This window comes from Pseudomonas sp. NFX98 (genome assembly GCF_047784845.1).
GTDB lineage: Bacteria > Pseudomonadota > Gammaproteobacteria > Pseudomonadales > Pseudomonadaceae > Aquipseudomonas.
Genome location: NZ_JBLNNF010000005.1, coordinates 1 through 26,641 on the forward strand (window position 1 = coordinate 1; position 26,641 = coordinate 26,641).

The window sequence follows — 26,641 nt, forward strand, 5'->3', positions numbered from 1 at the left end:
GCAAACGACCCTGCGCGTCGTAGGCCTTGTGCTGCTGACCCCCGTCGGCGGCGACCCGCTGCACCAGCCGTGCCTGCGAGTCGTGGACGTAGGTTTCCTCGCTACCATCGGCGTGTTTCAGGACCACGCCGCCGTGGTCATCCCAGCGGTAACGGGTGTCCATCTGCGCAAACGAGGCCCAGTGGCGGACACATCGGGCAGCCTTGCCGGACTTTTCCCACTCCCAGTAGAAACTCGCGCCACCGGCCAGTTGCCGTTGCAGGATCACCTGCTGTTCGTCGTAGTCGTAGCGTTCGCTTTCACCGGCGGCATTCATCGCTTCGATCAACCGCCAGCGGGCGTCGTAGCGGTAGCTGACCAGCGTCTGTTCGGTGCGCCAGGCCGGCGGCTGATCGTCGCCGAGGTGAAAGCGCTGGTAGTCGACGGCGACCAAATGGCCACGTTCATAACGCAACCACAGGCAACGCCCGGCACCGTTGTCCAGGCGCTGGATGCACCCGGAAAAATCGCGCTGCACCGTCAGACGATTGCCATAGGCATCGCTGATCGCGCTCAAGCGCCCACCCAGAAAATGGAAAAAGCGCACCGACTCGCCAGCCAAGGCGACAATCAATTCCTCCGGTTCCTCACCGAGGTAGATCGCCGCCCGCGACAGGCTGTTGTGGATCGCCGGACGCGTCAGGCTCGGCAGCGGAAACGGCGTGCGCCGGTTCTCCGCATCGACCCAGACCACCGTCTCGCCGTCGATTTCCAGGCGTTGGGCCAGCGAATGGCTCCAGCCAAACCCGAGGCCGCCGTCGAGTTCCACGGCGCTGGTGCGATACAAACGGGTGAACTCGAACGGCAGCAGCCCATCAAGCACGCCGTCAGTCAGGGTCAGCAGTTCTTCGCCGCTGACCAGCGACACCGGGCAGCCGTGGGTGGCGGTGCGATCCGCGGAATCGGCGCTGTCACCGTTGGGGTTTTTCGCCTGAACCGAAGCGTCGTCAAAGGGCTCGTCTTTTTTCAGCGAGGTGTTGTTGCGAGCCTTCCAGCGCAACTGCATCCGGCCTTTTTTCAGCCCGGCCGCGACACCCCGTGCCGCCACTTTTTTGTAGCGGTCGACGTAATCGCTGAAGGTTTTGAGGATCGAGAACAATGACTCAACCAGCCGCGTGACCGCACGGATCAACTGCGTACCGCGACGAGCCAAGCGGATCGCCAGATAGGCAACTCCCGCCCCCGCCGTGGCGAAGGTCAGGACGACGGCGATCAGAATGTCGATCAGCAACTCCACCACCCGCATCGATACGGCCTTGGCGGTTTCGCCGGCAATCACGCTGGGCGGCAGCATCTCCAGCCAAAGACTGGCCGTGCGCAACAGCAGACACAGCGCCGCTTCGTCACGGGCCAGCAGCTGGAGTCTGGCCATGGCTTCGGGCGTTTTTTCCGCCAGCGTCTTCAACTGCGCGACGCCACTGCCCAGCCGATCAGCAAACTTGCCGGGATCCTGCAGCATGTCCGACAGCAGATTGATGCCGTCCCACACGCCCTCAATGGCTGCCCAACTGCCGGCCAGCAAACCGTTACCCACGGCGGCCGAAGTCGACTGCGACCACCGAGGCTTGAACTCATCCCACTCGCTGCGCAGCCAGGTTTCGAGTGACTGGCCAAGGCCGTCATAAGTGGAAAACAGCTCATCAAGCTGCTGCGGCGTCACCTCGTTCTGTACACGCACGCGATAGAACTTGCCCGGCGCGCCTTCGAACTGCCCCTTGCCGTTTTCATCGAGCGTGACCGGCGTCGACTCGCCACCCTCCACCGCGATCACATCGACCTGAATGTTGCCCAGCGGAACGTCATACACCGACTCGAACTTGCTCTCGATCAGCAGGATTCCGCCTTGCGGACACTGCGCAACGGTCGAAATAAAATCGTCGTCGGTGCTGCTGACCACGGTGCGGGTGTTGCCCAGCTTAATCACCCGCTCCATGTCCATCAGCGAAGGCATGTCGGCGGCGCGGCTGACCTTGTCGGCGGCCTGGCTGAACCAGCGTTTGAGCTGCTGGCGGTAGAGCGTCAGGGTGTCCGGGAAACTGTCGAGTTCGTGCTCGATGCGGGTGATGTGATCCATCAATTCAGCTCCGCAAACAAGAACTCCAGCAACGCCGACTTGGGTGCGTCAGACAGGCCGGGGGTTTGCAGAAATGCCGCGATTTTGTGGCGTAATACAGCCTCGGAAAACGCTTCGAACAAATCCGGGCGGTCCTCGCTCAGCCACTTCAGCAGATTGTTGATTCGGGTTGTTGCGGACTCCGTAGCGAGCACTCGCAGCAGCGCTTCGGGGACTTCCCACCATGGAAAATCCCTGGAGGCTTTCAGCGAGCCACCGCCAATTTCCAGCGGCTGACCATTGACCAGACAGCGCTCAATTACCGGCATCAATTTCGCCGTGTCGACTTCGGCGGACTGCAGAATCGGCAACAGAAATCGCCCGTCCCAGAAACGAAAAAAAGTCGGGCTACCATTGGGTAACAACACTTGCGTCAGGCTGCACAAATGCTCGACCAGCACCGCCGGGCTTGCAGCAGAAACCGCCAGCCAACCCCAATCGCACGACTCGGTGCTGGAGACCCACGCCACAAACTCACTGCCCGGATCGACGATCGCGACATAGGGCATGACCGATTCCCACTCGGCATAAACGGTATCCGCCCAGATCGCACGCGGTGCCTTACCCGGGCCGGAGCGTTGCCAGGCCTTGAAGGGTTCAGCGGAGCTGGTATTGCTGAAAACGGCGAACAACTGCTCGCCAGTCTGGAGCGGTTGGCGTTCCAGCCAAACGCGCGGTGACAACAATTCAGGCGGCACAGACACCCTCCTTGCAACGTGCGCATTCCTCACAGAACGGCGCGGCGCTTTTCAGGCTCAAAACCTGTGCTGCGCTGAGTGCTTCAAGTTTTCTTTGAACAGTCGAGACACCCGATGCCGGTATCGGCGCGCCACCAACCTCAATGGGCACGCTGCTGAAAATTCCCGCCGGACCAATGTTGATCCAGTGCCCGCCCGATTGGATCGTGGCGTTGTCACCGCCGTCGATAACGACCATTTGGCCGGCACTGACATGCACTTTCCCGCTCGCATCGAGCGATTGGTTGCTGACGCGGACATGGCGGTCGCCGTGGACGTGCAGGCGATCTATTGAGACACGCCCTTCGGCGCTGCCGACGAGTACGCTGCGCTGGTAGCCGACCTGAACATGCAAGTCCCCCAATACGTCCTGATTCCAGTTTCGCTGGGCGCGCAAGTAGATTTCCTCGGCACCTTTGCGATCCTCGATGCGCAATTCGTTGTAGCCGCCACCACCGGGACTACTCTGGGTTCGGAAAATACTGCGGGTTTTGTCCGCGGGGAGATTAAGCGGCGGTGGTGTCGAGGCGTTTGGCACGCAGCCGATGATTATTGGTTTGTCGGCATCGCCATCACCAAACCCCACCAGCACTTCCATACCGACACGGGGGATCAACACACTGCCGTAACGATCGTGAGCCCAACCGCCGGCCACCCGTAGCCAGCAACTGGAATGTTCGTTCAACTGACCGTCGCGATCCCATAAGAACCGAACTTTGACCCGACCATACTCGTCGCAGTGGATTTCACTGTCCTTGGGGCCGGTCACCACGGCAGATTGATAACCGGCGGCGCGAGGTTTGCCAATCAGCGGCGGGCGGAAGAAAACAGCCCAAGGCGTCGCCAGAAACGAATTGCGGTAACCCTGGAATTCATCCGGGCCACTTCCCGCCGACTCCTCAAGCACTTGCGGTTGTCGGCCCTGATGTTCAATTTCAGTCAGCAGCCAAAGGTTGTTCCACTCCCGTTGAGGATGCTCGTCGAGCTGTAGAAAATGCCCACTGGTCAATGTCGATTGATCACCCTCACCTTTCGCCTGACGGTAATCCGCGCGGTGGCTCTCCAATGCTCGTCCGACCAGATGCCTGCCAACCTCACGATCATTGAATTGACCGGGAAAGCCATAATCCTCCAGCACCGGCAGCTGTTCGCTGTCGAGACGGCTTTGCAGCTCAAGGCGGGGTTTATGAAAGTCGTAATCGCGGCGCGTCACTACGGTGGGTCGGGTTTCCAGGCGCACGTTGAACCGGTTGATGACGGGTTCATCCCCCGCCATACCGCTGCCCGGGCGATATGAGGTCGGTTGTGGCAAGCGTGGGAAAAACGTTTGGTCATCGCCGAAGACCAACAGGTGCCCGTCGGGACTGTGCTGGAAGTGGTAATGAATGCCGAGTTCGGCACACAACCGCTGGATGAATGCCAGATCGCTTTCAGCGTATTGCACGCAGTACTCGCGCTCAGGGTAGTCGCCGCCCAGCTGAAACTCGAAGGCATCGCCGAGGATGCCGTGGTCCTTGAAAATCTGCGTGATGATGGCCGGCACACTTCGGTGCTGGAAAACCCGCTGGTTGATGCGCTGGCCCAGGTAGGTCAGGCGCGGCACCAGGCTGATCTGGTAGCGCGTCAGGCGCTTGCCGGAATCGCCCTGGCCAATGCGAAAAATCTGACCGTGAACACCGGAGCCTTGCGCATCGAAACTCAGAAACGCCTGACGATGCAGCAAGCTTTCGAGCTCGATATCCGGTCGCTCGCTGACCAGTTCCACTTCAAAGCGATAAGGTTGGCTGATGGCTTCCTTGCCCGTGAACTCAAGCACTTTGAGTTCACTCTGGACACCGTCGACGGTCAACGTGAAACGCGGTTGATTGGCAGAAGCGAACATCCGATGTGTCTCTGCAGAATGAAAGCGAGCGATTCTGCATGAGCACCAAAGAGCCCTGATCAAGAGGCACTAAATTCAGATTTGCCCTACTGCCTCTGAAGCATCGGCTGTCAGAAAACGGTTTATTCGACTACAGACAACCTCGAAAACACCACCGTTTCCTGTAGGAGCCGAGCTTGCTCGCGATTGCGTCAACACATTCAACAACTGTGTTGGCATCCAGACCGCTATCGCGAGCAAGCTCGGCTCCTACAGGGTATCCGGAAAATGTCGCACAAAAAAAACGGCCCGCCTCCAACAGGAAGCGGGCCGTTTTCATTCAAGCCATTGGCTCAGAGCTTTCGCTCGTGCCGATTACTTGTTCAGGCGGAAATCCTTCTCGGCTGCGTCGAAACGCTGCAGCATGCCGGCAGTCGGCGCGCCCATTTTGCTGACGAAGTAGATCGCCAGGCTGGCGAAGATGAAACCAGGGATGATTTCGTACAGGCCCAGCAGCTCGAAGTGTTTCCAGACGATCACGGTGATCGCGCCGACCAGGATACCGGCCAGTGCGCCGTTGCGGGTCATGTCTTTCCAGATCACGGAGATCAGCACAACCGGACCGAACGCAGCACCGAAACCAGCCCAGGCGTAGCTCACCAGACCCAGAACGCGGTTGTTCGGATTGGCAGCCAAGGCGATGGCAATCAGCGCCACCAACAGCACCATGGCACGACCGACCCATACCAGCTCAACCTGGGAAGCGGATTTGCGCAGGAAAGTCTTGTAGAAGTCTTCGGTCAGGGCGCTCGAGCACACCAGCAACTGGCAGCTCAGGGTGCTCATGACAGCAGCCAGAATGGCCGACAGCAGCACACCGGCAACCCATGGGTTGAACAGGATCTTGGCCAGCTCGATGAACACGCGCTCCGGGTTTTCGGTGACTGCACCGGCCACATCAGGATGTGCCGAGAAGTAAGCGATACCGAAGAAGCCCACAGCCACGGTGCCGCCCAGGCACAGGATCATCCAGGTCATGGAGATGCGACGAGCCTTGGCAATCGACTTCACCGAATCAGCCGCCATGAAACGCGCCAGGATGTGCGGCTGACCGAAGTAGCCCAGACCCCAACCCATCAGCGAAATGATGCCGATGAAAGTGGTGCCTTTAAGCATGTCGAAGTTGCTGGCGTCCTTGGCTTCGATGGCCAGGAACGTAGTGTCGACACCGCCGGTGGCCAACAGCACGATGATTGGCGTCAGGATCAGCGCGAAGATCATCAGGGTGGCTTGTACGGTATCGGTCCAGCTTACTGCCAGGAAACCACCGATAAAGGTGTAGGCAATCGTTGCCGCAGCACCGGCCCACAGCGCTGTCTCGTAGGACATGCCGAAGGTGCTTTCGAACAGGCGGGCACCGGCCACGATGCCGGAAGCACAGTAGATGGTGAAGAACACCAGGATCACGACTGCAGAGATGATCCGCAGCAGACCGCTTTTATCTTCAAAACGGCTGGCGAAATAATCCGGCAGGGTCAGGGCATCACCGTTGTGCTCGGTCTGCACACGCAGACGACCGGCGACAAACAGCCAGTTCAGATAAGCACCGACCACCAGGCCGATGGCGATCCAGCTTTCAGACAAACCGGACATGTAGATGGCACCCGGCAGGCCCATCAACAACCAGCCGCTCATGTCGGAAGCACCGGCGGACAGTGCAGTCACGACGCTGCCCAGGCTACGGCCGCCCAGAATGTAGTCGGAAAGGTTGTTGGTGGAGCGATAGGCCATCAAGCCGATCAGCACCATTGCTGCGATGTAGATCACGAACGTGATCAGTGTTGGATTGCTTACGCTCATTATGTGACGCCCTGGCTTTGTTTTTATGTAGCGGCGGCTGGTGAACCGCTCGCAAACGGTGACGTTTGACAGACGATTCGGGATCCCGCGCATTTATGACTGATGTTTCCCCAGGAAAGCCATCAGCCGGCACACCAGACTCCTGGTCCGGTTGCACCTTGGGCGCGAATGCTATTCAACAAAGCAAATAAGGTGCAACCCATTTCTCGGGAATAAGTTGCACCTAGTCGGAAAAATACTTTAAAGCCTGTTTTTTGCTCCTTTTCGGAGCAAGAACCTGCACCTACCAAACTAAAAAGCACCAAGTAGTTGCAGTACCTTCGTACCAGAATTTATTTCCTGACGAACTGCGCAATATTCCGACAAAAAAAGGGTTGCACCCGGTTGCACCTCAACAGTCGCACGGCTAATCTTGCGGCCAGCTGATGCCACGCGGTCGTGGCAAACATGAGGATAAAAACATGGCTACCACCACCCTTGGCGTCAAACTTGACGACCCGACCCGCGAACGCCTCAAGGCCGCCGCGACCTCGATTGATCGCACGCCGCACTGGCTGATCAAGCAGGCAATTTTCAATTACCTGGAAAAACTCGAGGGTGGTGCAACCCTGACCGAGCTGAACGGTTTGACCAAGGATTCCGACGATGCCGTCGACGCGCCTCTGGATCACGCCCACCAGTGCTTCCTCGAATTCGCCGAAAGCATCCTGCCGCAATCGGTACTGCGCGCTTCGATCACCGCCGCTTACCGTCGGCCGGAGCCTGAAGTGGTGCCGATGCTGATGGAGCAGGCGCGTCTGCCGGCAGCGATGGCTGAAGCCACCAACAAACTCGCAGCGTCCATCGCGGAAAAACTGCGTAACCAGAAGAGCGCTGGCGGCCGTGCCGGCATTGTTCAAGGCCTGCTGCAGGAATTCTCCCTGTCGTCCCAGGAAGGCGTGGCGCTGATGTGCCTGGCCGAAGCGCTGCTGCGTATCCCGGACAAAGGCACCCGCGACGCGCTGATCCGCGACAAGATCAGCACCGGCAACTGGCACCCGCACCTGGGCAACAGCCCTTCGCTGTTCGTCAACGCCGCCACTTGGGGCCTGTTGCTGACCGGCAAACTGGTATCCACGCATAACGAAGCGGGTTTGACTTCGTCCCTGAGCCGCATCATCGGCAAAAGCGGCGAGCCGATGATCCGCAAGGGCGTCGACATGGCCATGCGCCTGATGGGCGAGCAGTTCGTCACCGGCGAAACCATCGCCGAAGCCCTGGCCAATGCGAGCAAGTTCGAAGCCAAGGGCTTCCGCTACTCCTACGACATGCTCGGCGAAGCTGCACTCACCGAGCACGACGCGCAGAAGTACCTGGCCTCGTACGAACAAGCCATCCACTCGATCGGCAAAGCGTCTCACGGTCGTGGGATTTATGAAGGCCCGGGCATTTCCATCAAGCTGTCTGCACTGCACCCGCGTTACAGCCGTGCGCAGTACGAGCGTGTGATGGATGAGCTGTACCCGCGCCTGCTGTCGCTGACCCTGCTCGCCAAGCAATACGACATCGGCCTGAACATCGACGCCGAAGAAGCTGACCGCCTGGAGCTGTCGCTGGATCTGCTCGAGCGCCTGTGTTTCGAGCCGCAACTGACTGGCTGGAACGGCATCGGTTTCGTCATCCAGGCTTACCAGAAGCGTTGCCCGTACGTGATCGACTACGTGATCGACCTGGCTCGCCGCAGCCGTCACCGCCTGATGATCCGTCTGGTAAAAGGCGCGTACTGGGACAGCGAAATCAAGCGCGCCCAGGTCGAAGGCCTGGAAGGCTACCCGGTCTACACCCGCAAGGTGTACACCGACGTTTCCTACATCGCCTGCGCCCGCAAACTGCTGTCGGTGCCGGAAGTCATCTACCCGCAGTTCGCCACGCACAACGCGCACACTCTGTCGGCCATTTATCACATCGCCGGTCAGAACTATTACCCGGGCCAGTACGAGTTCCAGTGCCTGCACGGCATGGGTGAACCGCTGTACGAACAAGTTGTAGGCAAAGTTTCCGAAGGCAAGCTGAACCGTCCGTGCCGCGTGTACGCTCCGGTCGGCACCCACGAAACCCTGCTGGCGTACCTTGTACGTCGTCTGCTGGAAAACGGCGCGAACACCTCGTTCGTCAACCGTATCGCCGACCAGTCGATTTCTATCCAGGAATTGGTGGCCGATCCGGTAGCCAGCATCGAGCAGATGGCAACCGTGGAAGGTGGTTTCGGCCTGCCGCACCCGCGTATTCCGCTGCCGCGTGACCTGTATGGTTCCGAGCGCGCCAACTCCAGCGGCATCGACATGGCCAACGAACATCGTCTGGCGTCGTTGTCCTGCGCCTTGCTGGCCACTGCGCACAATCACTGGAAAGCCGCGCCGATGCTCGGTTGCGCTTCCAGCAACGAAGCTCCGGCTCCTGTGCTGAACCCGTCCGATCTGCGTGACGTGGTTGGTCACGTGCAGGAAGCCACCGTTGAAGACGTCGACAACGCGATCCAGTGCGCCCTCAACGCCGCACCGATCTGGCAGGCCACCCCGCCGGCCGAGCGCGCTGCAATCCTTGAACGTGCCGCCGATTTGATGGAAGCCGAGATCCAGCCGCTGATGGGCCTGTTGGCTCGCGAAGCCGGCAAGACTTTCGCCAACGCCATCGCCGAAGTGCGTGAAGCCGTGGACTTCCTGCGTTATTACGCCGTGCAGGCGCGCAATGATTTCACCAACGACGCTCACCGTCCGTTGGGTCCAGTGGTGTGCATCAGCCCGTGGAACTTCCCGCTGGCAATCTTCAGTGGTCAAGTGGCTGCTGCATTGGCCGCCGGTAACCCGGTATTGGCCAAGCCTGCGGAACAAACTCCACTGGTTGCCGCCCAAGCCGTGCGCCTGCTGCTCGAGGCCGGCATTCCGGAAGGCGTGTTGCAACTGCTGCCGGGCCGTGGCGAAACCGTCGGTGCTGGCCTGGTGGGCGATGATCGCGTCAAAGGCGTGATGTTCACCGGTTCCACCGAAGTCGCTCGCCTGCTGCAACGCAACATCGCCGGTCGCCTGGACAACCAGGGTCGCCCGATCCCGCTGATCGCCGAAACCGGTGGCCAGAACGCAATGATCGTCGACTCGTCGGCACTGACCGAACAAGTCGTAATCGACGTGGTTTCCTCGGCATTTGACAGCGCTGGCCAGCGTTGCTCGGCACTGCGCGTGCTGTGCTTGCAGGAAGATTCCGCAGACCGCGTCATCGAGATGCTCAAAGGCGCGATGGCTGAAAGCCGTCTCGGCAACCCTGAGCGTCTGTCCGTAGACATCGGCCCGGTGATTGACGCCGAAGCCAAGGCCGGTATCGAGAAGCACATCCAGGCCATGCGCGACAAAGGTCGCAGCGTGTACCAGGTGGCCATCGCCGATGCCGAAGAAGTCAAACGCGGCACCTTCGTGATGCCGACGCTGATCGAACTGGAAAGCTTCGACGAACTGCAACGGGAGATCTTCGGTCCGGTGCTGCACGTGGTTCGCTACAAGCGCAAAGACATCGATCAACTGATCGCTCAGATCAACGCTTCCGGCTACGGCCTGACGCTGGGCGTGCACACCCGCATCGACGAAACCATCGCCAAGGTGATCGACAACGTCAACGCCGGTAACGTCTATGTCAACCGCAACATTGTCGGTGCCGTGGTCGGCGTACAGCCATTCGGTGGCGAAGGCCTGTCGGGTACCGGCCCGAAAGCCGGTGGTCCGTTGTACCTGTACCGCCTGCTGTCGACCCGTCCTGCCGATGCGATCGAACAATCCTTCGCTCGTGGTGATGCTGCTGCAGCACCGGATGTCCGTCTGCGCGATTCCATGAGCAAGCCGCTGACCGCCCTGAAGGCCTGGGCCGACAGCAACAAGTTCGCCGACCTGAGCACTCTGTGCGTACAGTTTGCCGCGCAATCGCAAAGCGGTATCACCCGCCTGCTGGCTGGCCCGACCGGCGAGCGCAACAGCTATGCGATCCTGCCACGTGAACACGTGCTGTGCCTGGCGGAAGTCGAAGGCGATCTACTGACGCAACTGGCTGCGGTACTGGCCGTCGGCGGTTCGGCGGTGTGGCCGGAAGCTGAGCTGACCAAGGCACTGTTCGCACGCCTGCCGAAGGATATTCAGACACGCATCAAGCTGGTTTCCGACTGGAACAAGGACGAAGTGGTGTTTGATGCGGTTCTGCATCACGGCCATTCCGACCAGTTGCGCGCGGTGTGCCAACAAGTTGCCAAGCGTGCCGGCGCCATCGTTGGCGTGCAGGGTCTGTCGCAAGGCGAGTCCAACATCGCGTTGGAGCGTTTGGTGATTGAGCGGGCGTTGAGCGTTAACACCGCTGCGGCGGGTGGTAATGCGAGCTTGATGACCATCGGCTAAATAGCTGTAAAGCCAGGCTCCCGCAATGGGTGCCTGGTTTATTAGAAGCAAGATCAAAAGATCGCAGCCTTCGGCAGCTCCTACACTTGGAATGTGTTTCCTGTAGGAGCTGCCGAAGGCTGCGATCTTTTGCTTCTCCATCACCAAGATCAATCATCCTGTTCAACCTCTATTCGCCAGCCTAGACTCGGTCCACTCCAATAAAAGGTAGGCCGCCATGTCCGAGACGTTGCTCAGTTCCCGCAATCTGGCTTTCGAGCTGTACGAAGTCCTCGATGCCGAGGGCCTGACCCAGCGTGAGCGTTTCGCCGAGCACAACCGCGAGACCTTCGATGCGGCCATCAGCACCGCCCGCAGCATCGCCGAGAAGTTCTTCGCCCCCCACAACCGCAAGGGCGACGAGAACGAACCGCGCTACGAGAATGGTCAGGCGATACTGATTCCGGAAGTGAAACCGGCGGTGGATGCCTTCCTCGAAGCCGGTTTCCTTAACGCCGCGCGCAGTTTCGACGCTGGCGGCATGCAACTTCCTACATTGCTGTCCCAAGCCTGCTTCTCGCACTTCCAGTCGGCCAACGCCGCTTCGACGTCATATCCGTTCCTGACCATGGGCGCGGCGAACCTGATCGAGAGCTTCGGCACCGACGAGCAGAAGCGCCGCTTCCTGCAACCGATGATCGACGGTCGTTTCTTCGGCACCATGGCCCTGACCGAACCGCACGCCGGCTCGTCGCTGTCGGATATTCGTACTCGCGCGGAACCTGCGTCCGACGGTACCTATCGCCTCAAGGGCAACAAGATTTTCATTTCCGGTGGCGATCATCCGCTATCGGAAAACATCGTGCATATGGTGCTGGCCAAGCTGCCGGACGCGCCGGCCGGTGTGAAGGGCATTTCGCTGTTTATCGTGCCGAAGTTCCTGGTCAACGATGACGGCAGCCTCGGCAAGCGCAACGACGTGCTGCTAGCCGGTCTGTTCCACAAGATGGGCTGGCGCGGCACGACCTCGACCGCATTGAACTTCGGCGATAACGGTGAGTGCGTCGGTTATCTGGTGGGCAAGCCGCACCAGGGCTTGAGCTACATGTTCCAGATGATGAACGAGGCACGGATCGGCGTCGGCATGGGTGCGGTGATGCTGGGTTACGCCGGCTACCTGTATTCGCTGGAGTACGCCCGCGAGCGTCCGCAAGGACGAGTGCCGGACAGCAAAGACCCGAACACCGCGCCGGTGGCAATCATCAATCACGCCGACGTCAAACGCATGTTGCTGACACAGAAAGCCTACGTCGAAGGCTCGTTCGACCTCGGTCTGTACGCCGCGCGCCTGTTCGATGACACCACGACGCTGGAGACCGATGCCGAACGCAAGCAAGCCCACGAACTGCTGGACCTGCTGACGCCAATCGTCAAATCCTGGCCATCGGAGTTTTGCCTGAAGGCCAACGAACTGGCGATCCAGATTCTTGGCGGCCACGGTTACACCCGTGAATACCCGGTGGAGCAATACTACCGCGACAACCGCCTGAACCCGATCCACGAAGGCACTCACGGCATTCAGTCGCTTGATCTGCTGGGGCGCAAACTGGCGCAAAACGGCGGGTCCGGGCTCAAGCAACTGATCCGCCTGATCGCCAACACGGGTGAGCGTGCCCAGGCATTTGATTCATTGACGCCATTGCGCGAACCGCTGGAAAAACTGGTGACACGCCTGCAAACCGTGACCATCGGCCTGCTGACCGATCTGGCGCAGGGCAAGGTTAACAGCAGCCTGGCGAACTCGGCGCTGTACCTGAAGGTGTTCGGTCACACGGTGATCGGCTGGCGCTGGCTGGAACAGGCGATTCGTGCCGAAGAAGGCTTGGCCAAGGGCAATGCGGCGGATGCGAGTTTTTATAAAGGCAAGTTGCAGGCGGCGCGGTATTTCCTGACGTGGGAAGTGCCCGGTTGCCACCATGAGCTGGCGATTCTTGAGGCTCGGGATGATCTTTGCCTTGGTATGCAGGATGAGTGGTTCTGACCTGGCATAGACCGGTTTATCGGCCACAAAAAAGATCGCAGCCTGCGGCAGCTCCTACAGGGAAACGCATTCCAAATGTAGGAGCTGCCGAAGGCTGCGATCTTTTGATCTTTTAGCTCAACCGAAACCCACCCATCTGCCGCGCCAGATCATCCGCCAACCGCTGCAACGTCTGGCAGTCTTCGCGGCAGGCTCTCACCTCTCCGGCGGTGGCGCGGGCCAGATCGGAAATCCCCTGCACATTGCGGTTGATTTCTTCCGTCACCGCCGACTGCTCTTCCGTGGCCGTGGCCACTTGATGGTTCATGTCGCTGATGCGTTCGACCTGGCCGGTAATCGCCGTAAGCGAAGCCCCGGTACGCTGGCTCGATTCGACACCTGTGCCGGTTGCCGCTTGACCGTTATACATCGACGATACCGCGTTCTCCGCACCCTGCTTGAGACTACCGATCATCTGCTGGATCTCATCGGTAGACGATTGCGTACGTCGCGCCAAAGTGCGCACTTCATCGGCAACCACCGCAAACCCACGCCCCATATCCCCCGCCCGCGCCGCTTCGATGGCCGCATTGAGCGCCAGCAAATTGGTCTGCTCGGAAATCCCGCGAATCACCGCCAGCACCTGATCGATGGACGCCACCTGATGCGCAAGTTCGCCCACCGCAGTGGCGGCAACGCCGATTTCTTCGGACATGCTTTCGATGTGCCGGATCGAACCACCGACCACTTCCCGCGCCTGCATCGCTTCATCCCGAGCCGTTTGCGAAGCGACCGCCGCATTGCCGGCGTTCTGCGCAATCTCCTGCACGGTCAGGCCCATTTCGTGGACGGCGGTGGCGACCATGTCGGTCATTTCCTGCTGCCGGCCTGAGCGCTCGGCGGTGTTATCCACAACCTTGGCCACTTGGCCGACCGCCGTGCGCAGACGTTCACTCGTGGTAAGCACTTCGCCAATCATCTCGCGCTGACTATCAAGGAAGCGATTGAACCCGCGTGCCAGATCGCCCAGCTCATCGGCGCGACTGGAATCTAACCGGTGGGTCAAATCTCCACCACCGCTACCGATGGCCACCAGCGCTTCTGTTACCTGACGAATCGGTCGCACCAGCCCACGAGCCAGCAACACCACCAGCAACAGGCACACCAGCGCCACCGCCAACCCGATGCCGCTACTCATCCACATGGCGCGGCGGGCTTCGGCGTAGATCTGCGACTGTGGCACTTCGGCCACCAGGGTCCAGCCTAGATCACGCAATGGCAGGCTCAGGGCGAGGAAATCTTCTCCGTCGCGCTGGAAGCCGCTGCTGGTGGCAGTTTTTTGACCCATCACCGCTTGTGCGGCATCTGCGCCGATTTGCTCGGTCAACGTGCGCTTGCCACTGAACTGCGCTTCAGGATGGACCTGAATCAAACCATCCGAACGCACGAGATAGACCTTGCCGTGCTCTCCGAAACTGAAGTTGTGGATCAGCTCCGACAGCTCTTTCATGCTCAGGCCAAGCCCGGCAACGCCCACGACTTTGCCGGCGTGCTCGACCTTGAGATCAATAAAAAGCGCCAATTCTCCGGTCGCCGTGTCGTTGTCGATATTGAGGGTGCGCGGCTGGTTGCTGTCCAGAAACGCGTAAAACCAGGCATCTTTGGGGTTGGAGCGACTGAGGGTCCGGTCCAGGCCCTTCTCGGTGAAGTAATGGTTGGACGCGGTGCCGACAATCAGCGCGGTAAAGGCCTTGTGTTCGGCGCGGATGCCTTCGAGGTAGGTGGTGAACGTGCCGACTTGGGCACTGTTTTCACCCTCGGCCAGCCAGTCGCGCACCATGCTGTTGCTGGCGATGTCCTTGGCGGCAGTGAGCGGTTGAACGAGGATGCGCTCGATGTCGTTGCGCATCGCTTCGATGCTAGACGGTAGCGCTTGTTCGACCAGATAGCTCTGGGCGAGGCGGTTGACCACGAGGGTATAAATGCCAACCACGATCAGAATACTGACGAGCAGGGCGGTGCCCATACTCAGGATCAACTGCCATTGAATACTGCGTCGCCAGAACTGCATGGAGCACCCCCAAAGAATAAGAGGCTGAAACACTGCAACAGCCGTGCCGATTGTATACAACGTAACCGACAATCTATTCTTTGGTTGTGCGCAAAGCCGATCAGGCCTGATTGATCGTCTTGGAGATCACTTCAACCGTGGCGCTGACTTGCTCTTGGTAACGGTCGAGTTCGAGCTTGTGCTGCTTCTGCATTTCGATCTGCTGGGAGCAGAGATTCATCGCGGCCAGTACCAGCAGTCGGTCACCGATCAGCGTCGGGTACTTTCTTTTGGTGTCGGCCAGGGCAGCCTTCAACATCATGGCCGCGTCCAGCAGGGTCTGCTCTTCCCCGGCCGGCGCCTTGATCGAATAGTCCTCCCCCAGGATCGAGACGACTTTCACACCCGGGCCGTAACTCATGCGCTGACTGGGCCAGCGCTGACGCGCTCAACCAGGGCCTGGATGCGTGCGGCGGTGGCGCCTTGCTTCTCTTCCTGCTCCATCAGGCTCAATTGCAGGCTTTCGTTTTCATCCTTGGCCTGGGCCAGTTCGGCGCTCAGGGTCTGGTTGGTGCCGAGCAGGGTCTGGTTCTGTTGTACCAGGTCGCTGACCAGCTGTTCCAATTGGCTAAGGGATGCTTCCAACATTTTGATTTTCCAGGCATTTTCAAAGGGCGCGTACGATAAAGAAAAGTCACCGTGGATGCCAGGGTTATACGGGCGCAAGGCCTTGATTTTCCTGACGAGTGACCGTTCTTGCGAACTGTAGAGACTGTGATCGGCCGATCTGGTTCCTGCACTTCGTCGCCATGGCGTTTGTGCGGCAAAACCACGCAGGCGCTCAAGACTTTAGTCGCATGACCGATAAGTCATTCATACGTCAGCCTCGCCACCGCTCTGGTGCGCCCTTTTCGGTAAACACCATGTCCCTTCGTAATATGAATATCGCGCCGCGAGCGTTCCTCGGTTTTGCCCTGATTGGCGGTTTGATGATGCTTCTGGGCGTGTTTGCCCTGAACCAGATGAGCAAGATCCGCGACGCCGCCGAGAACATCACCGTCAGCAGCGTACCGAGCATCAAGAGCCTCGATGAGTTCACCCAACTGACCCTGCGCCTGCGCGTGCTGTCCTACCGTTTGCTGGTCAACCGTGAGCCGGACGTTCAACAAAAAACCATGGAATTGCTGGAGATGCGCAACCAGCAGATTCGCGCCGCCCAGACCACCTATGAAAAACTGATCAGCAGCCCGCAGGAACGCGCCGCCTACGATCAATACGTGCAGTTGCTGGCGCAATACCGCCAGATCGAAGACCGGATGAAAACCTTGTCGCGCAACAACCAGGTCGACGAACTGCGCAGCCTGCTCAACGCCGACCTGCTGAGCAACTCCGAGGCGGTCAATGCGGTGCTGAACAAACTGCTGGAAATCAACACCCAGCAGACTCTCGACACCAACCAGCAAGCCGCCGATCAATACGACTCGGCCTTCAATCTGGTGATCACCCTGCTTGTCATCGCCACCGGCCTGACCATTCTGTTCGCCTGGCTGCTGACCAACAGCATCACCAAACCGATCGCCAATGCCTTGAATGCCGCCGAGCAGATCGCCGAAGGCAACCTGACACGCCCGATCACCGTCGACGGTGAAGACGAGGCCGGTCGTTTGCTGCTGGCGATGTCGAAGATGCAGGACAAGCTGCGTGACACCTTGCAACGGATTTCCGGTTCGGCCACGCAGTTGGCTTCCGCCGCTGAGGAGCTCAACAGCGTCACCGACGAAAGCGCCCGTGGCCTCACCCAGCAGAACAACGAAATTGAACAGGCCGCCACGGCGGTCAACGAAATGACCAGCGCCGTGGAAGAAGTCGCGCGCAACGCGGTCAGCACCTCTGAAGCCTCGAAAAACGCCACCACATCCGCCGGTGATGGTCGTGATCTGGTGCAGGAAACCGTGAGCGCCATCGAACGCATGAGCGCTGATGTGCAGAGCACCGCGACTTTGATCGGCGACCTGGCGAATGAGTCCCGTGACATCGGCAAGGTACTGGACGTGATTCGCGGTCTGGCCGACCAGACCAACCTGCTAGCCCTGAACGCGGCCATCGAAGCGGCACGTGCCGGTGAGGCCGGTCGTGGTTTTGCCGTGGTTGCCGACGAAGTTCGAGCCCTGGCCCATCGCACCCAGCAATCGACCAGCGAAATCGAACGCATGATCGGCAGCATCCAGAGCGGCACCGAACACGCCGTGGATTCGATGCGCAACAGCACCGAGCGCGCCGAGTCGACCCTGAACATCGCTCGTGGTGCGGGAATGTCGCTGGACACCATCAACAGCGCCATCGTCGAAATCAACGAGCGCAACCTGGTGATCGCCAGCGCCGCCGAAGAGCAGGCGCAAGTGGCCCGCGAAGTGGATCGCAACCTGGTGAACATTCGTGATCTGTCGGTGCAATCCGCCACCGGCGCCAACCAGACCAGCGCGGCGAGCAATGAGTTGTCGCGCTTGGCGGTGGACCTGAACACCATGGTTGGGCGGTTTAGCCTGTAACCACAAAGCCAAAAGATCGCAGCCTGCGGCAGCTCCTACAGGGAAACGCGAATTCCTGTGTAGGAGCTGCCGCAGGTTGCGATCTTTTGATCTGCAAAAGCTTTTTGACAGCATCACATTTCAACAGGTTAGAATCGCTGGCACGCAGACTGCATGGTCAGTTTGTGCCCGCCTTTCAGCTTTCTGGAGTACTGCCTTTGAATGCGACGACCATCAACAGCCTGTTCTTGATCGGCGCGTTGCTGGTAGGTGCAAGCATTCTGGTGAGCTCACTTTCGTCCCGCCTCGGCATCCCGATTCTGGTGATCATCCTGGCCGTGGGCATGGCGGCCGGCGTCGATGGCGGCGGCATTATTTTCGATAACTACCCAACGGCTTATCTGGTCGGCAACCTCGCGTTGGCGGTGATCCTGCTCGACGGCGGTTTGCGCACGCGGGTGTCGAGTTTCCGCGTGGCGTTATGGCCGGCGCTGTCGCTGGCCACGGTCGGTGTGCTGATCACCACCGGGCTGACCGGCATGGCCGCTGCGTGGCTGTTCAACCTGAACCTGATTCAGGGCCTGCTGATCGGCGCCATCGTCGGCTCAACTGACGCCGCAGCGGTGTTCTCACTGCTCGGCGGCAAAGGCCTGAACGAGCGGGTGACCGCCAGCCTGGAAATCGAATCCGGCAGCAACGACCCGATGGCGGTGTTCCTCACCGTGACCCTGATCGACATGCTCGCCAGCGGCCAGACCGGCCTGCACTGGAGCCTGCTGACGCACCTGCTGCGCGAGTTCGGCATCGGTGGCGTCATCGGTCTGGGCGGTGGCTGGCTGATGCTGCAACTGGTCAACCGGATCAACCTGGCCACCGGCCTGTATCCGATCCTGGTCATCGCCGGTGGTCTGGTAGTGTTTGCCCTGACCAACGCCTTGCACGGCAGCGGCTTCCTCGCGGTGTACCTGTGCGGCCTGATGATCGGCAATCGTCCGGTGCGCAGCCGCCACGGCATTCTGCACATGCTCGATGGCATGGCCTGGCTGGCGCAGATCGGCATGTTTTTGGTGCTGGGGCTGCTGGTCACGCCCCATGACCTGCTGCCGATTGCCCTGCCGGCACTGGCGCTGGCCTTGTGGATGATTCTGTTTGCCCGGCCGCTATCGGTGGTGGTTGGCCTGCTGCCGTTCAAGGCGTTCCATGGCCGGGAGAAGGCGTTCATTTCCTGGGTTGGCCTGCGAGGCGCGGTCCCGATCATTCTGGCGGTGTTCCCTTTGATGGCCGGCCTGCCCAATGCCCAGCTGTACTTCAACCTCGCCTTCTTTATCGTGCTGGTTTCGCTGTTGGTGCAAGGCACAAGCCTGCCGTGGGTCGCCAAGCTGCTGAAGGTGACGGTGCCGCCGGAGCCTGCGCCGATCTCCCGATCCGCTCTCGAAGTGCATGTCACCAGCGAGTGGGAACTGTTCGTTTATCGCCTCGGTGCCGAAAAATGGTGCATCGGATCGCCCCTTCGCGAACTGAAAATGCCCGAAGGCACCCGCATTGCTGCCCTGTTTCGTGGCCAGCAACTGCTCCATCCGTCGGGTAGTACGGTGCTGGAAGTCGATGATTTGTTGTGTGTTATCGGCCACGAACACAATCTTCCGGCCCTCGGAAAGCTATTCAGCCAGGCGCCGCAACGGGGCCTCGATTTGCGCTTCTTCGGCGACTTCGTACTCGAAGGAGACGCCCAGCTGGCCGCAGTTGCTGCCCTGTACGGGTTGAAGGTCGAAGGCATCGATCCGGAGATGTCCCTGGGCAAGTTCATTGCCCAGAAAGTGGGGGGTGCTCCGGTAGTCGGCGACCAGGTGGAATGGAACAACACCATCTGGACCGTCGCGGTCATGGAAGGGAACAAGATCGGCAAAGTGGGCGTCAGATTCCCCGAAGGAAGTCGCCCGGGTCCGGGCTTGTTCCTCTAAACTCCATTCTTCGCCTCGTATTTGATCGGTCTTTATGTCAAGCCTGCGCACCTTTTTCATCATGGCCCTTTTGGGCCTGAGCCTCTCTGTCGGCACCTTGCAAGCCGCCGAACCGCCCACCCGCGAATCCGTACAGACGAGTCTGGACAAGATCGCCGACCGCAAACTGCCGGAGGCGGATCAAAAGGCTTTGCAGTCCGTTCTGCAAGGCACGCTGACGCAGCTCAACAACAAGCGTGACTACGAGCAGAAACTCAGCGACCTCAAGCAACAACTGGCCACGGCCCCCAAGCAAACCATCGAGAACCAGCGTGAGCTGACGCGTCTCAAGGCCAGCGCCGTGGTGCCGGTGGCGCAACGCTTTACCAAGGAGTCGATTCAGCAGCTCGAGCAAATGCTCACCGAGCGCTCGACCCAGCAAAGCGATCTGCAAAAGGCCCTGGCCGATGCCAACAGCCTGATCATCACCGCCCAGACCCGCCCGGAACGCGCCCAGGCCGAAATATCCGCCAGCCAGACGCGCATCCAGCAGATCAACAACATCCTCAAGACCGGCAAAGACGCCGGCAAGACCTTGAGTGCCGAGCAGCGCGATCAGCTCAACGCCGAACTGGCGGCACTCAATGCCCTGATCCCGCTGCGTCGCCAGGAACTGGCCGGCAATACCCAGCTGCAAGACCTGGGCAACAGCCAGCATGACCTGTTGTCGGAACGATCCGACCGCCTGGACCAGGAAATCCAGGACCTGCAAAGTCTGATCAATCAGAAGCGCCTGGCTCAGTCCCAGGAGACGGTGACGCAGCAATCCATCGAAGCGCAAAAGGCCGGTGGCAGCAGCCTGTTGGCCACCGAAAGCTCGGCCAACCTGAAGCTCTCGGACTACCTGCTCAAAAGCACTGACCGCCTCAACGAAGTCACCCAGCAGAACCTGCAGACCAAGCAACAGCTGGACAGCGTGACGCAAAGCGATGCGGCGCTGGACGAACAGATCAACGTACTCAAGGGCAGCCTGCTGCTCTCAAAGATTCTCTATAAACAGAAACTGGCGCTGCCGCGACTCAAGGTCGATCGCGATTTGGCCGACCAGATCGCCGACATTCGCCTGTATCAGTTCGAAGTCAGCCAGCAACGGGAGTTGCTCAGCAACCCGGCTACTTACGTCGACAATTTGCTATCGACCCAGCCACCTGAGCAGGTCACCCCGCAACTGCGCAAGAGCCTGCTGGAACTGGCGACCACTCGCGCCGACCTGCTGGAGCGCCTGAACCGCGAACTGAGCGCGGTACTCAACGAATCCATCACCCTTCAACTGAACCAGAAACAACTGCTCAGCACCGCGCAAAGCCTGCGTGCGACGCTGGACGAACAGATGTTCTGGATCCCCAGCAACAAACCGCTGGACCTGGAATGGATACGCGCGGTGCCGGATCGCCTGGAACGTCAGGTCACGACACTACCTTGGGCTTCCAGCCTCAGCGAACTGACTGACGGCCTGACTCAGCGGCCGCTGCTGTTCCTGCCGCTGGCGTTGCTGATCGGTGCGCTGTTGTGGCGCCGCAAGAGTCTGTATGCCCGGTTGAACAAGGTTCACCAGGACATCGGCCACTTCAAGCGCGACAGTCAGTGGCACACGCCGCAGGCAATTCTGATCAACATCCTGCTGGCCATGCCGGTGGCGCTGGGCCTGGCCTTGTGCGGTCTGGCCCTGCAAATCGACGCCCGCGGGCAGAACGCGAACATGGGCGCGGCCCTGCTGCAAATGGCCCAGGCCTGGCTGGTGTTCTACACCGCGTACCGGATTCTGGCGCCGGGTGGCGTGGCCGAACTGCATTTCCGTTGGGAAAAGCCTCAGGTCGAATTCCTCCGAGGCTGGATTCGTCGCCTCGGCATTGTGGTCATGGCGCTAGTCGCGGTGGTAGCGGTCGCCGAACTGCAACCGGCGACACTGGCCGACGACGTGCTCGGCATGCCGGTGGTACTGACCTGCTACGCGATGATGACCTGGCTGCTCGGTCGCCTGCTCATCAGCAGCCCGACCCACGACAGCACGCCGCTGTTCCGCAAGTTCATGGCCATCATGTTCACCGCCCTGCCTGTCGCGTTGTTCGTGGCCGTGTGCTTCGGCTACTACTACACCGCGCTGAAACTCAGCGACCGCTTGATCAATACCTTGTACCTGCTGATGTTCTGGCTGGTGATCGAAGCCACCTTCGTCCGCGGCCTGAGCGTGGCGGCACGGCGGCTGGCCTACCAGCGCGCCCTGGCCAAACGTCAGGCGGCGAAAGAGGCCGGTGATGGCGAAGCGGTGATCGAAGAACCGACCATGGACATCGAAAAGGTCAACGAACAGTCCCTGCGCCTGATTCGCCTGGCACTGCTCGGTGGTTTCATGGCGTTGCTGTACTGGGTCTGGGCCGACCTGATCACCGTGTTCTCGTACCTGGACAACGTGACCCTCTACGAATACACCAGCGGCACCGGCGCCAACATGAGCATGGTGCCGATCAGCATCGGCGACATGCTCGGCGCGCTGATCATCATCGGCATCACCTTCGCCCTGGCGCGCAACCTGCCCGGTCTGCTGGAAGTGTTCGTGCTATCGAAGCTGAACCTGGCCCAAGGCAGCGCCTACGCCACCACCACATTGCTGTCCTACGTGATTGCCGGTGTCGGTTTCGTCTCGACCCTGTCGACCCTCGGTGTGAGCTGGGACAAGCTGCAATGGCTGGTTGCGGCGCTGTCGGTCGGCCTCGGCTTCGGCATGCAGGAGATCTTCGCCAACTTCATCTCCGGCATCATGATTCTGTTCGAACGCCCGGTGCGGATCGGTGACACGATCACCATCGGCAACCTCTCGGGCACCGTGAGCAAGATCCGCATCCGCGCCACAACCATCACCGATTTCGACCGCAAGGACATCATCGTCCCGAACAAGACGTTCATTACCGGGCAACTGATCAACTGGTCGCTGACCGACACCATCACCCGGGTGACCCTCAAGCTCGGCGTGGACTACGGTTCGGACCTGGATCTGGTGAAAGAGCTTTTGCTGAAGGCTGCGCGCGATAACCCGCGTGTACTGAAAGATCCGGAACCCCACGTGTATTTCCTGAACTTCGGTGAAAGCACTCTCGATCACGAGTTGCGCATGCACGTACGCGACCTCGGCGACCGCAACCCGGTACTCGATGAGGTCAACCGCTTCATTAATCGCGAGTTCAAGAAGCAGCACATCAACATCTCGTTCCGGCAAATGGAGGTTTACCTGAAGAACCTGCACGGTCAGGAATACAAGATGGTGCCGATCGAACCGGAAACGAAAACCATCGTGCCGCTGACGGATGGCAAACAACCGCCGCAAATGCCCCCCGCCGCCAAGCTCGACTAACCGGCCTTTCCCCAGCAGAATGCTCGGACATTCTGCTGGAGCCGGCCCTTGAAAGCCCTCGACGAACTGACCTTCGATAATCGTTTCGACCGCCTGGGCGATACGTTTTCCGCCCATGTGCTGCCGGAGCCGATCGACAATCCGCGCCTCGTAGTCGCCAGTCCCGCCGCCATGGCGCTGCTGGACCTCGACCCGGCCGTGGCCGAAACCCCGGAGTTCGCCGAGCTGTTCAGCGGCCACAAGCTCTGGGCCGACGCGGTTCCGCGGGCGATGGTCTATTCCGGGCATCAATTCGGCTCGTACAACCCGCAGCTGGGCGATGGTCGCGGCCTGTTGCTGGGCGAGGTGTATAACGAGGCCGGCGAACATTGGGACCTGCACCTCAAGGGTGCGGGCCAGACGCCGTTTTCACGCATGGGCGATGGCCGCGCGGTACTGCGCTCCTCGATCCGCGAATTCCTCGCCTCCGAAGCCTTGCACGCCCTGAACATCCCGACCACGCGGGCGTTGTGTGTGATCGGCTCAGACACCCCGGTATGGCGCGAGAAACAGGAACGCGCCGCCATGGTCCTGCGCCTGGCGCCGAGCCATGTGCGCTTCGGGCATTTCGAATATTTCTACTACACCAAACGCCCCGAGAAGCAGAAAGAACTCGGCGATCACGTGCTGGCCAACCATTTTCCCGAATGCCTGGAGCAACCGGAACCGTATCTGGCGATGTTCCGCGAAATCGTCGAGCGCAACGCCGAGCTGATCGCCAAATGGCAGGCCTACGGTTTCTGCCACGGCGTGATGAACACCGACAACATGTCGATCCTCGGCATCACCTTCGACTTTGGCCCGTTCGCCTTCCTCGATGACTTTGATGCCAACTTCATCTGTAACCACTCCGATGATCAGGGCCGCTACTCCTTCAGTAATCAGGTGCCAATCGGCCAGTGGAATCTCAGCGCGTTGGCCCAATCCCTGACGCCGTTCATCAGTGTTGAAGCTTTACGCGAAACCCTCGGCCTGTACCTGCCGCTGTTCCAGGCCCATTACCTGGACCTGATGCGCCGCCGCCTGGGCCTGACCACCGCCGAAGACGACGACCAGAAACTGCTGGAACAGCTGCTGCAACTGATGCAGAACAGCGGCGTCGATTACAGCCTGTTCTTCCGTCGCCTGGGCGAAGAATCACCCCAAGCCGCTATCGCTCGCTTGCGCGATGACTTCGTCGACATCAAGGGCTTCGATGCCTGGGGCGAGCTTTACATCGACCGGGTTGCCCGCGAAGGCGAGCTGAATCAGGAACAGCGTCGCGAGCGGATGCACGCGGTCAATCCGCTGTACATCCTGCGCAACTACCTGGCACAGAAAGCCATTGATGCAGCTGAGAGTGGCGACTACTCAGAAGTGCGTCGCCTGCATGCCGTGCTGAGCAACCCGTTCGAGGAACAATCGGGAATGGAAAGCTATGCCGAGCGGCCACCGGAGTGGGGCAAGCATCTGGAGATTAGTTGTTCTTCCTGAATCCGGTCAGATGAAGGTTTCCACCGACACACCAAAGCGTTCGGCCAACCAGCGGATCTGCCGCAGGTTGAGCTGACGCTTGCCGCTCAGAATCTCGGATACCACCGATTGGGTGCCGACACCGGGCAAGTCGCTTTGGGTCAGACCGTGGTCGCGCATCAAGTAGCCAAGAATGTCGGCCCCACTGGGCTTCGGCATAGGGTGATGTTTGTGATCCCACTCCTCAATCCAGTCACCGATGATATCCACCAGACTCATGAGCGGATGGGACTCATCATCGCCGGTCATCTCAAGCAACTCGTCCAGCGCCTGCGCCAGCAAGTCATAATCGTCTTCGTTTTTCGGTTTTCGAAGTAACGGCGAAACGAACTCCCAATGCTCCGCAGCTCTCTTGATCAGGACACTCATGCTCTTTCCTCCTTCCATTTTCCGCGGTCATATTCGCGGTGATCCAGCACATGCTTGATATAAAGCTTTTGCGATCGATACCTGACAAAAGCGATCAGCCGCAGCTTGTTGCCACCAACATCAAAAACATGAAACTCACCCACCTTGTCGACGGCAGGAAACAAGGCCCTCATCGCCGCAAAATCCGGCGGCTTACTTCCTTTGACCAATTGATACCAATGATCCAGTGCAGTAGCTGCCCTTGGCCATTTGGTAGCGGCTTCACGTATTCGCTTTTCGGTGATGACATGCATGCAACATCCTTATCGCATTCTGCTATGGGGAGTTAATCACAGATCAAAAATATCGCAAGTTGCGATATCCACTACAAGACCAGTGGCCTGATCGAGTACGACTCAGCCTAGTTTTATCGCCGCACCCTGCACGATTGAAAATGTGAGCAGACGTCTCCAAATAGGAGTTATCGGATTCTTCACAGGACCATCTAAATGTCTGACCCACTCCTAATCCCCTGCCCCCACTGCAACGGCCTCAACCGCATCCCCGCCGAGCGCCTGAACGACCATCCAAAATGCGGACGCTGCAAAGCCGAAGTCCTGCTGAACAAGCCTTTCGAATTGAAACAGGGCGACTATGCCAGCCAGATCAAGGGCGATTTGCCGTTGCTGGTGGACGTGTGGGCGGACTGGTGCGGGCCGTGCAAGTCGTTTGCGCCGGTATTTGAGCAGGCGGCGGCGCAACTGGCGGGCAAATGCCGATTGGCCAAGCTGGACAGTGAGGCGAACCAGCAGCTGTCGGCACAGTTGGGAATTCGCTCGATTCCGAGCCTGATTCTGTTCAAAAACGGCCGGGAAGTCGCACGCCAGAGCGGGGCCTTCCCGTTACCGCAGTTGATGAGTTGGTTGCGCAGTCAGGGCATCTGAGTCGCCCTGACAGGTTTCAGGCATTTTCCAGCAGGTTATGCAGCTCGACGAATTGCTGCGTCAGCTTGTGCCGTGGGTCGAGGTGGATCAGCGGCGTGTTGGCCTGGTGAGATTCACGCATGCGCACCGAACTGGCGAGGTACACCGGCAACACCGGCAGGCCCTCGGCGATCAGTTCGTCGAGGATTTGCTGGGGCAGGCTGGCACGGGCCTGGAACTGGTTGACGACGATGCCTTCCACTTCCAGCCCTTCGTTGTGGTCTTCCTTCAGCTCTTCGATTTCTGCCAGCAGGCCGTACAGCGCCTGGCGCGAAAAACTGTCGCAATCGAAGGGAATCAGTACACGATCGGCGGCAATCAACGCTGAAACCGCATAAAAATTCAGTGCAGGCGGCGTATCGAGGTAAATCCGGTCGTAGTCTTCGCTCAGTTCTTCAAGCAATTTACGCAGCTTGTTGATCTTGTGCTTTGCCTCAAGCTTTGGCTGCAAGTCCGCCAACTCGGCGGTAGCTGTCACGACGTGGAGGTTGTCGAACGGGGTTTCGTAGATGTCGACCTGGTTCTTCTTGGAGAACGGCCCGGAAGACAGTGTCTGCTTGAAGAAATCGGCAATGCCCATCGGGATGTCACTACCGGTGAGCCCCGTCAGGTATTGAGTGGAGTTGGCCTGGGCATCGAGATCCACCAACAAGGTGCGAAAGCCCTCGCTGGCGCTGACCGCCGCCAGATTGCAGGCAATACTGGATTTGCCCACGCCACCTTTCTGATTGAACACCACGCGCCGCATGTCAAAACCTCCGTGTATCAAAGAATGACCGAGTGTAGTGGTCCATAGCGCTGCTTAGCTACC

17 protein-coding genes and 2 pseudogenes are annotated in these 26,641 nt (G+C 59.6%); 8 read left to right on the top strand and 11 right to left on the bottom strand.

Annotated features, from left to right (window positions below):
* The 4 genes from ACM110_RS07660 to putP form a co-directional block, all read right to left on the bottom strand.
* The coding region (locus tag ACM110_RS07660; RefSeq protein WP_416127299.1) for a DUF6531 domain-containing protein at nucleotides 1-2,113 on the bottom strand (2,113 nt) is incomplete at its 3' end.
* A complete protein-coding gene (locus tag ACM110_RS07665; protein WP_416127300.1) occupies nucleotides 2,113-2,850 on the bottom strand; it encodes a DUF4123 domain-containing protein in 738 nt (245 codons plus the stop codon). The genes ACM110_RS07665 and ACM110_RS07660, both read right to left, overlap by 1 nt.
* Nucleotides 2,840-4,771, bottom strand: a complete 1,932-nt coding sequence (tssI, locus tag ACM110_RS07670; protein WP_416127301.1) for a type VI secretion system tip protein TssI/VgrG — start codon at nucleotides 4,769-4,771, stop codon at nucleotides 2,840-2,842. Before tssI ends, ACM110_RS07665 begins: the two co-directional genes overlap by 11 nt.
* Nucleotides 4,772-5,125: 354 nt before the next feature.
* Nucleotides 5,126-6,610 (bottom strand): sodium/proline symporter PutP, encoded by a 1,485-nt coding sequence (gene putP / locus ACM110_RS07675; RefSeq protein WP_416127302.1) that lies wholly within the window; start codon nucleotides 6,608-6,610, stop codon nucleotides 5,126-5,128.
* 461 nt (nucleotides 6,611-7,071) lie between these two features.
* On the opposite strand from putP, the gene putA reads away from it, so the two are divergent.
* Nucleotides 7,072-11,022, top strand: coding sequence for a trifunctional transcriptional regulator/proline dehydrogenase/L-glutamate gamma-semialdehyde dehydrogenase (gene putA / locus ACM110_RS07680; RefSeq protein ID WP_416127303.1), 3,951 nt, complete (start codon nucleotides 7,072-7,074; stop codon nucleotides 11,020-11,022).
* A 217-nt stretch (nucleotides 11,023-11,239) separates the two neighbouring features.
* Nucleotides 11,240-13,042: an acyl-CoA dehydrogenase gene (locus tag ACM110_RS07685; RefSeq protein WP_416127304.1), complete on the top strand. Its 1,803-nt coding sequence runs from the start codon at nucleotides 11,240-11,242 to the stop codon at nucleotides 13,040-13,042.
* A 112-nt stretch (nucleotides 13,043-13,154) separates the two neighbouring features.
* Here the strand turns inward: ACM110_RS07685 and ACM110_RS07690 are convergent, their stop codons facing one another.
* The 4 genes and pseudogenes from ACM110_RS07690 to ACM110_RS07705 all read right to left on the bottom strand — a co-directional run bounded on the left by ACM110_RS07690 (nucleotide 13,155) and on the right by ACM110_RS07705 (nucleotide 15,719).
* On the bottom strand, nucleotides 13,155-14,000 hold the full coding sequence (locus tag ACM110_RS07690; protein WP_416127514.1) for a methyl-accepting chemotaxis protein: 846 nt from the start codon (nucleotides 13,998-14,000) through the stop codon (nucleotides 13,155-13,157).
* Between the two features lie 18 nt (nucleotides 14,001-14,018).
* A pseudogene (locus tag ACM110_RS07695) lies at nucleotides 14,019-15,092 on the bottom strand (cache domain-containing protein); the annotation flags it as partial.
* A gap of 100 nt (nucleotides 15,093-15,192) precedes the next feature.
* On the bottom strand, nucleotides 15,193-15,492 hold the full coding sequence (locus tag ACM110_RS07700; protein ID WP_338584357.1) for a cell division protein ZapA: 300 nt from the start codon (nucleotides 15,490-15,492) through the stop codon (nucleotides 15,193-15,195).
* The gene (locus ACM110_RS07705) at nucleotides 15,489-15,719 is read right to left on the bottom strand and encodes a hypothetical protein (protein WP_008149645.1); all 231 of its coding nucleotides are present in this window, start codon (nucleotides 15,717-15,719) and stop codon (nucleotides 15,489-15,491) included. The genes ACM110_RS07700 and ACM110_RS07705 overlap by 4 nt, the downstream gene beginning before the upstream one ends.
* Before the next feature lie 290 nt (nucleotides 15,720-16,009).
* On the opposite strand from ACM110_RS07705, the pseudogene ACM110_RS07710 reads away from it, so the two are divergent.
* The 5 genes and pseudogenes from ACM110_RS07710 to selO all read left to right on the top strand — a co-directional run.
* Nucleotides 16,010-16,765 (top strand): annotated as a pseudogene (locus tag ACM110_RS07710) (MCP four helix bundle domain-containing protein); the annotation flags it as partial.
* Nucleotides 16,757-17,620 carry a methyl-accepting chemotaxis protein gene (locus ACM110_RS07715; RefSeq protein WP_371850925.1) on the top strand — a complete coding sequence of 288 codons (864 nt, stop codon included), beginning with the start codon at nucleotides 16,757-16,759 and terminating at the stop codon, nucleotides 17,618-17,620. The pseudogene ACM110_RS07710 and the gene ACM110_RS07715, both read left to right, overlap by 9 nt.
* A gap of 197 nt (nucleotides 17,621-17,817) precedes the next feature.
* Nucleotides 17,818-19,560, top strand: a complete 1,743-nt coding sequence (locus ACM110_RS07720) for a potassium/proton antiporter (RefSeq protein ID WP_416127305.1) — start codon at nucleotides 17,818-17,820, stop codon at nucleotides 19,558-19,560.
* A 34-nt stretch (nucleotides 19,561-19,594) separates the two neighbouring features.
* On the top strand, nucleotides 19,595-22,948 hold the full coding sequence (mscK, locus tag ACM110_RS07725; RefSeq protein WP_338584354.1) for a mechanosensitive channel MscK: 3,354 nt from the start codon (nucleotides 19,595-19,597) through the stop codon (nucleotides 22,946-22,948).
* Nucleotides 22,949-22,996: 48 nt separating this feature from the next.
* Entirely contained in the window at nucleotides 22,997-24,460 is a 1,464-nt protein-coding gene (gene selO / locus ACM110_RS07730; protein ID WP_416127306.1) for a protein adenylyltransferase SelO, read from the top strand.
* Nucleotides 24,461-24,466: 6 nt separating this feature from the next.
* Here selO and ACM110_RS07735 read toward each other — a convergent pair whose 3' ends face one another.
* Together ACM110_RS07735 and ACM110_RS07740 are read right to left on the bottom strand one after the other, a co-directional pair.
* A complete protein-coding gene (locus ACM110_RS07735) occupies nucleotides 24,467-24,868 on the bottom strand; it encodes a helix-turn-helix domain-containing protein (protein WP_416127307.1) in 402 nt (133 codons plus the stop codon).
* Nucleotides 24,865-25,161, bottom strand: coding sequence for a type II toxin-antitoxin system HigB family toxin (locus ACM110_RS07740; protein WP_416127308.1), 297 nt, complete (start codon nucleotides 25,159-25,161; stop codon nucleotides 24,865-24,867). The genes ACM110_RS07735 and ACM110_RS07740 overlap by 4 nt, the downstream gene beginning before the upstream one ends.
* 195 nt (nucleotides 25,162-25,356) lie before the next feature.
* Here ACM110_RS07740 and trxC point away from each other — a divergent pair, with 195 nt between their 5' ends.
* Nucleotides 25,357-25,791, top strand: a complete 435-nt coding sequence (trxC, locus tag ACM110_RS07745) for a thioredoxin TrxC (protein ID WP_416127309.1) — start codon at nucleotides 25,357-25,359, stop codon at nucleotides 25,789-25,791.
* 16 nt (nucleotides 25,792-25,807) lie between these two features.
* Here the strand turns inward: trxC and ACM110_RS07750 are convergent, their stop codons facing one another.
* On the bottom strand, nucleotides 25,808-26,578 hold the full coding sequence (locus ACM110_RS07750) for a ParA family protein (protein ID WP_416127310.1): 771 nt from the start codon (nucleotides 26,576-26,578) through the stop codon (nucleotides 25,808-25,810).
* Nucleotides 26,579-26,641: the final 63 nt, after the last annotated feature.

Excerpts from the sequence above, each read along its gene's own strand:
- tssI (WP_416127301.1), bottom strand. The coding sequence starts at position 4,771 with ATGTTCGCTTCTGCCAATCAACCGCGTTTCACGTTGACCGTCGACGGT.
- putP (WP_416127302.1), bottom strand. The coding sequence starts at position 6,610 with ATGAGCGTAAGCAATCCAACACTGATCACGTTCGTGATCTACATCGCA.
- putA (WP_416127303.1), top strand. The coding sequence starts at position 7,072 with ATGGCTACCACCACCCTTGGCGTCAAACTTGACGACCCGACCCGCGAA.
- ACM110_RS07685 (WP_416127304.1), top strand. The coding sequence starts at position 11,240 with ATGTCCGAGACGTTGCTCAGTTCCCGCAATCTGGCTTTCGAGCTGTAC.
- ACM110_RS07690 (WP_416127514.1), bottom strand. The coding sequence starts at position 14,000 with ATGATTGGCGAAGTGCTTACCACGAGTGAACGTCTGCGCACGGCGGTC.
- ACM110_RS07700 (WP_338584357.1), bottom strand. The coding sequence starts at position 15,492 with ATGAGTTACGGCCCGGGTGTGAAAGTCGTCTCGATCCTGGGGGAGGAC.
- ACM110_RS07705 (WP_008149645.1), bottom strand. The coding sequence starts at position 15,719 with ATGTTGGAAGCATCCCTTAGCCAATTGGAACAGCTGGTCAGCGACCTG.
- ACM110_RS07715 (WP_371850925.1), top strand. The coding sequence starts at position 16,757 with ATGCAGGACAAGCTGCGTGACACCTTGCAACGGATTTCCGGTTCGGCC.
- mscK (WP_338584354.1), top strand. The coding sequence starts at position 19,595 with ATGTCAAGCCTGCGCACCTTTTTCATCATGGCCCTTTTGGGCCTGAGC.
- ACM110_RS07735 (WP_416127307.1), bottom strand. The coding sequence starts at position 24,868 with ATGAGTGTCCTGATCAAGAGAGCTGCGGAGCATTGGGAGTTCGTTTCG.
- ACM110_RS07740 (WP_416127308.1), bottom strand. The coding sequence starts at position 25,161 with ATGCATGTCATCACCGAAAAGCGAATACGTGAAGCCGCTACCAAATGG.
- trxC (WP_416127309.1), top strand. The coding sequence starts at position 25,357 with ATGTCTGACCCACTCCTAATCCCCTGCCCCCACTGCAACGGCCTCAAC.
- ACM110_RS07750 (WP_416127310.1), bottom strand. The coding sequence starts at position 26,578 with ATGCGGCGCGTGGTGTTCAATCAGAAAGGTGGCGTGGGCAAATCCAGT.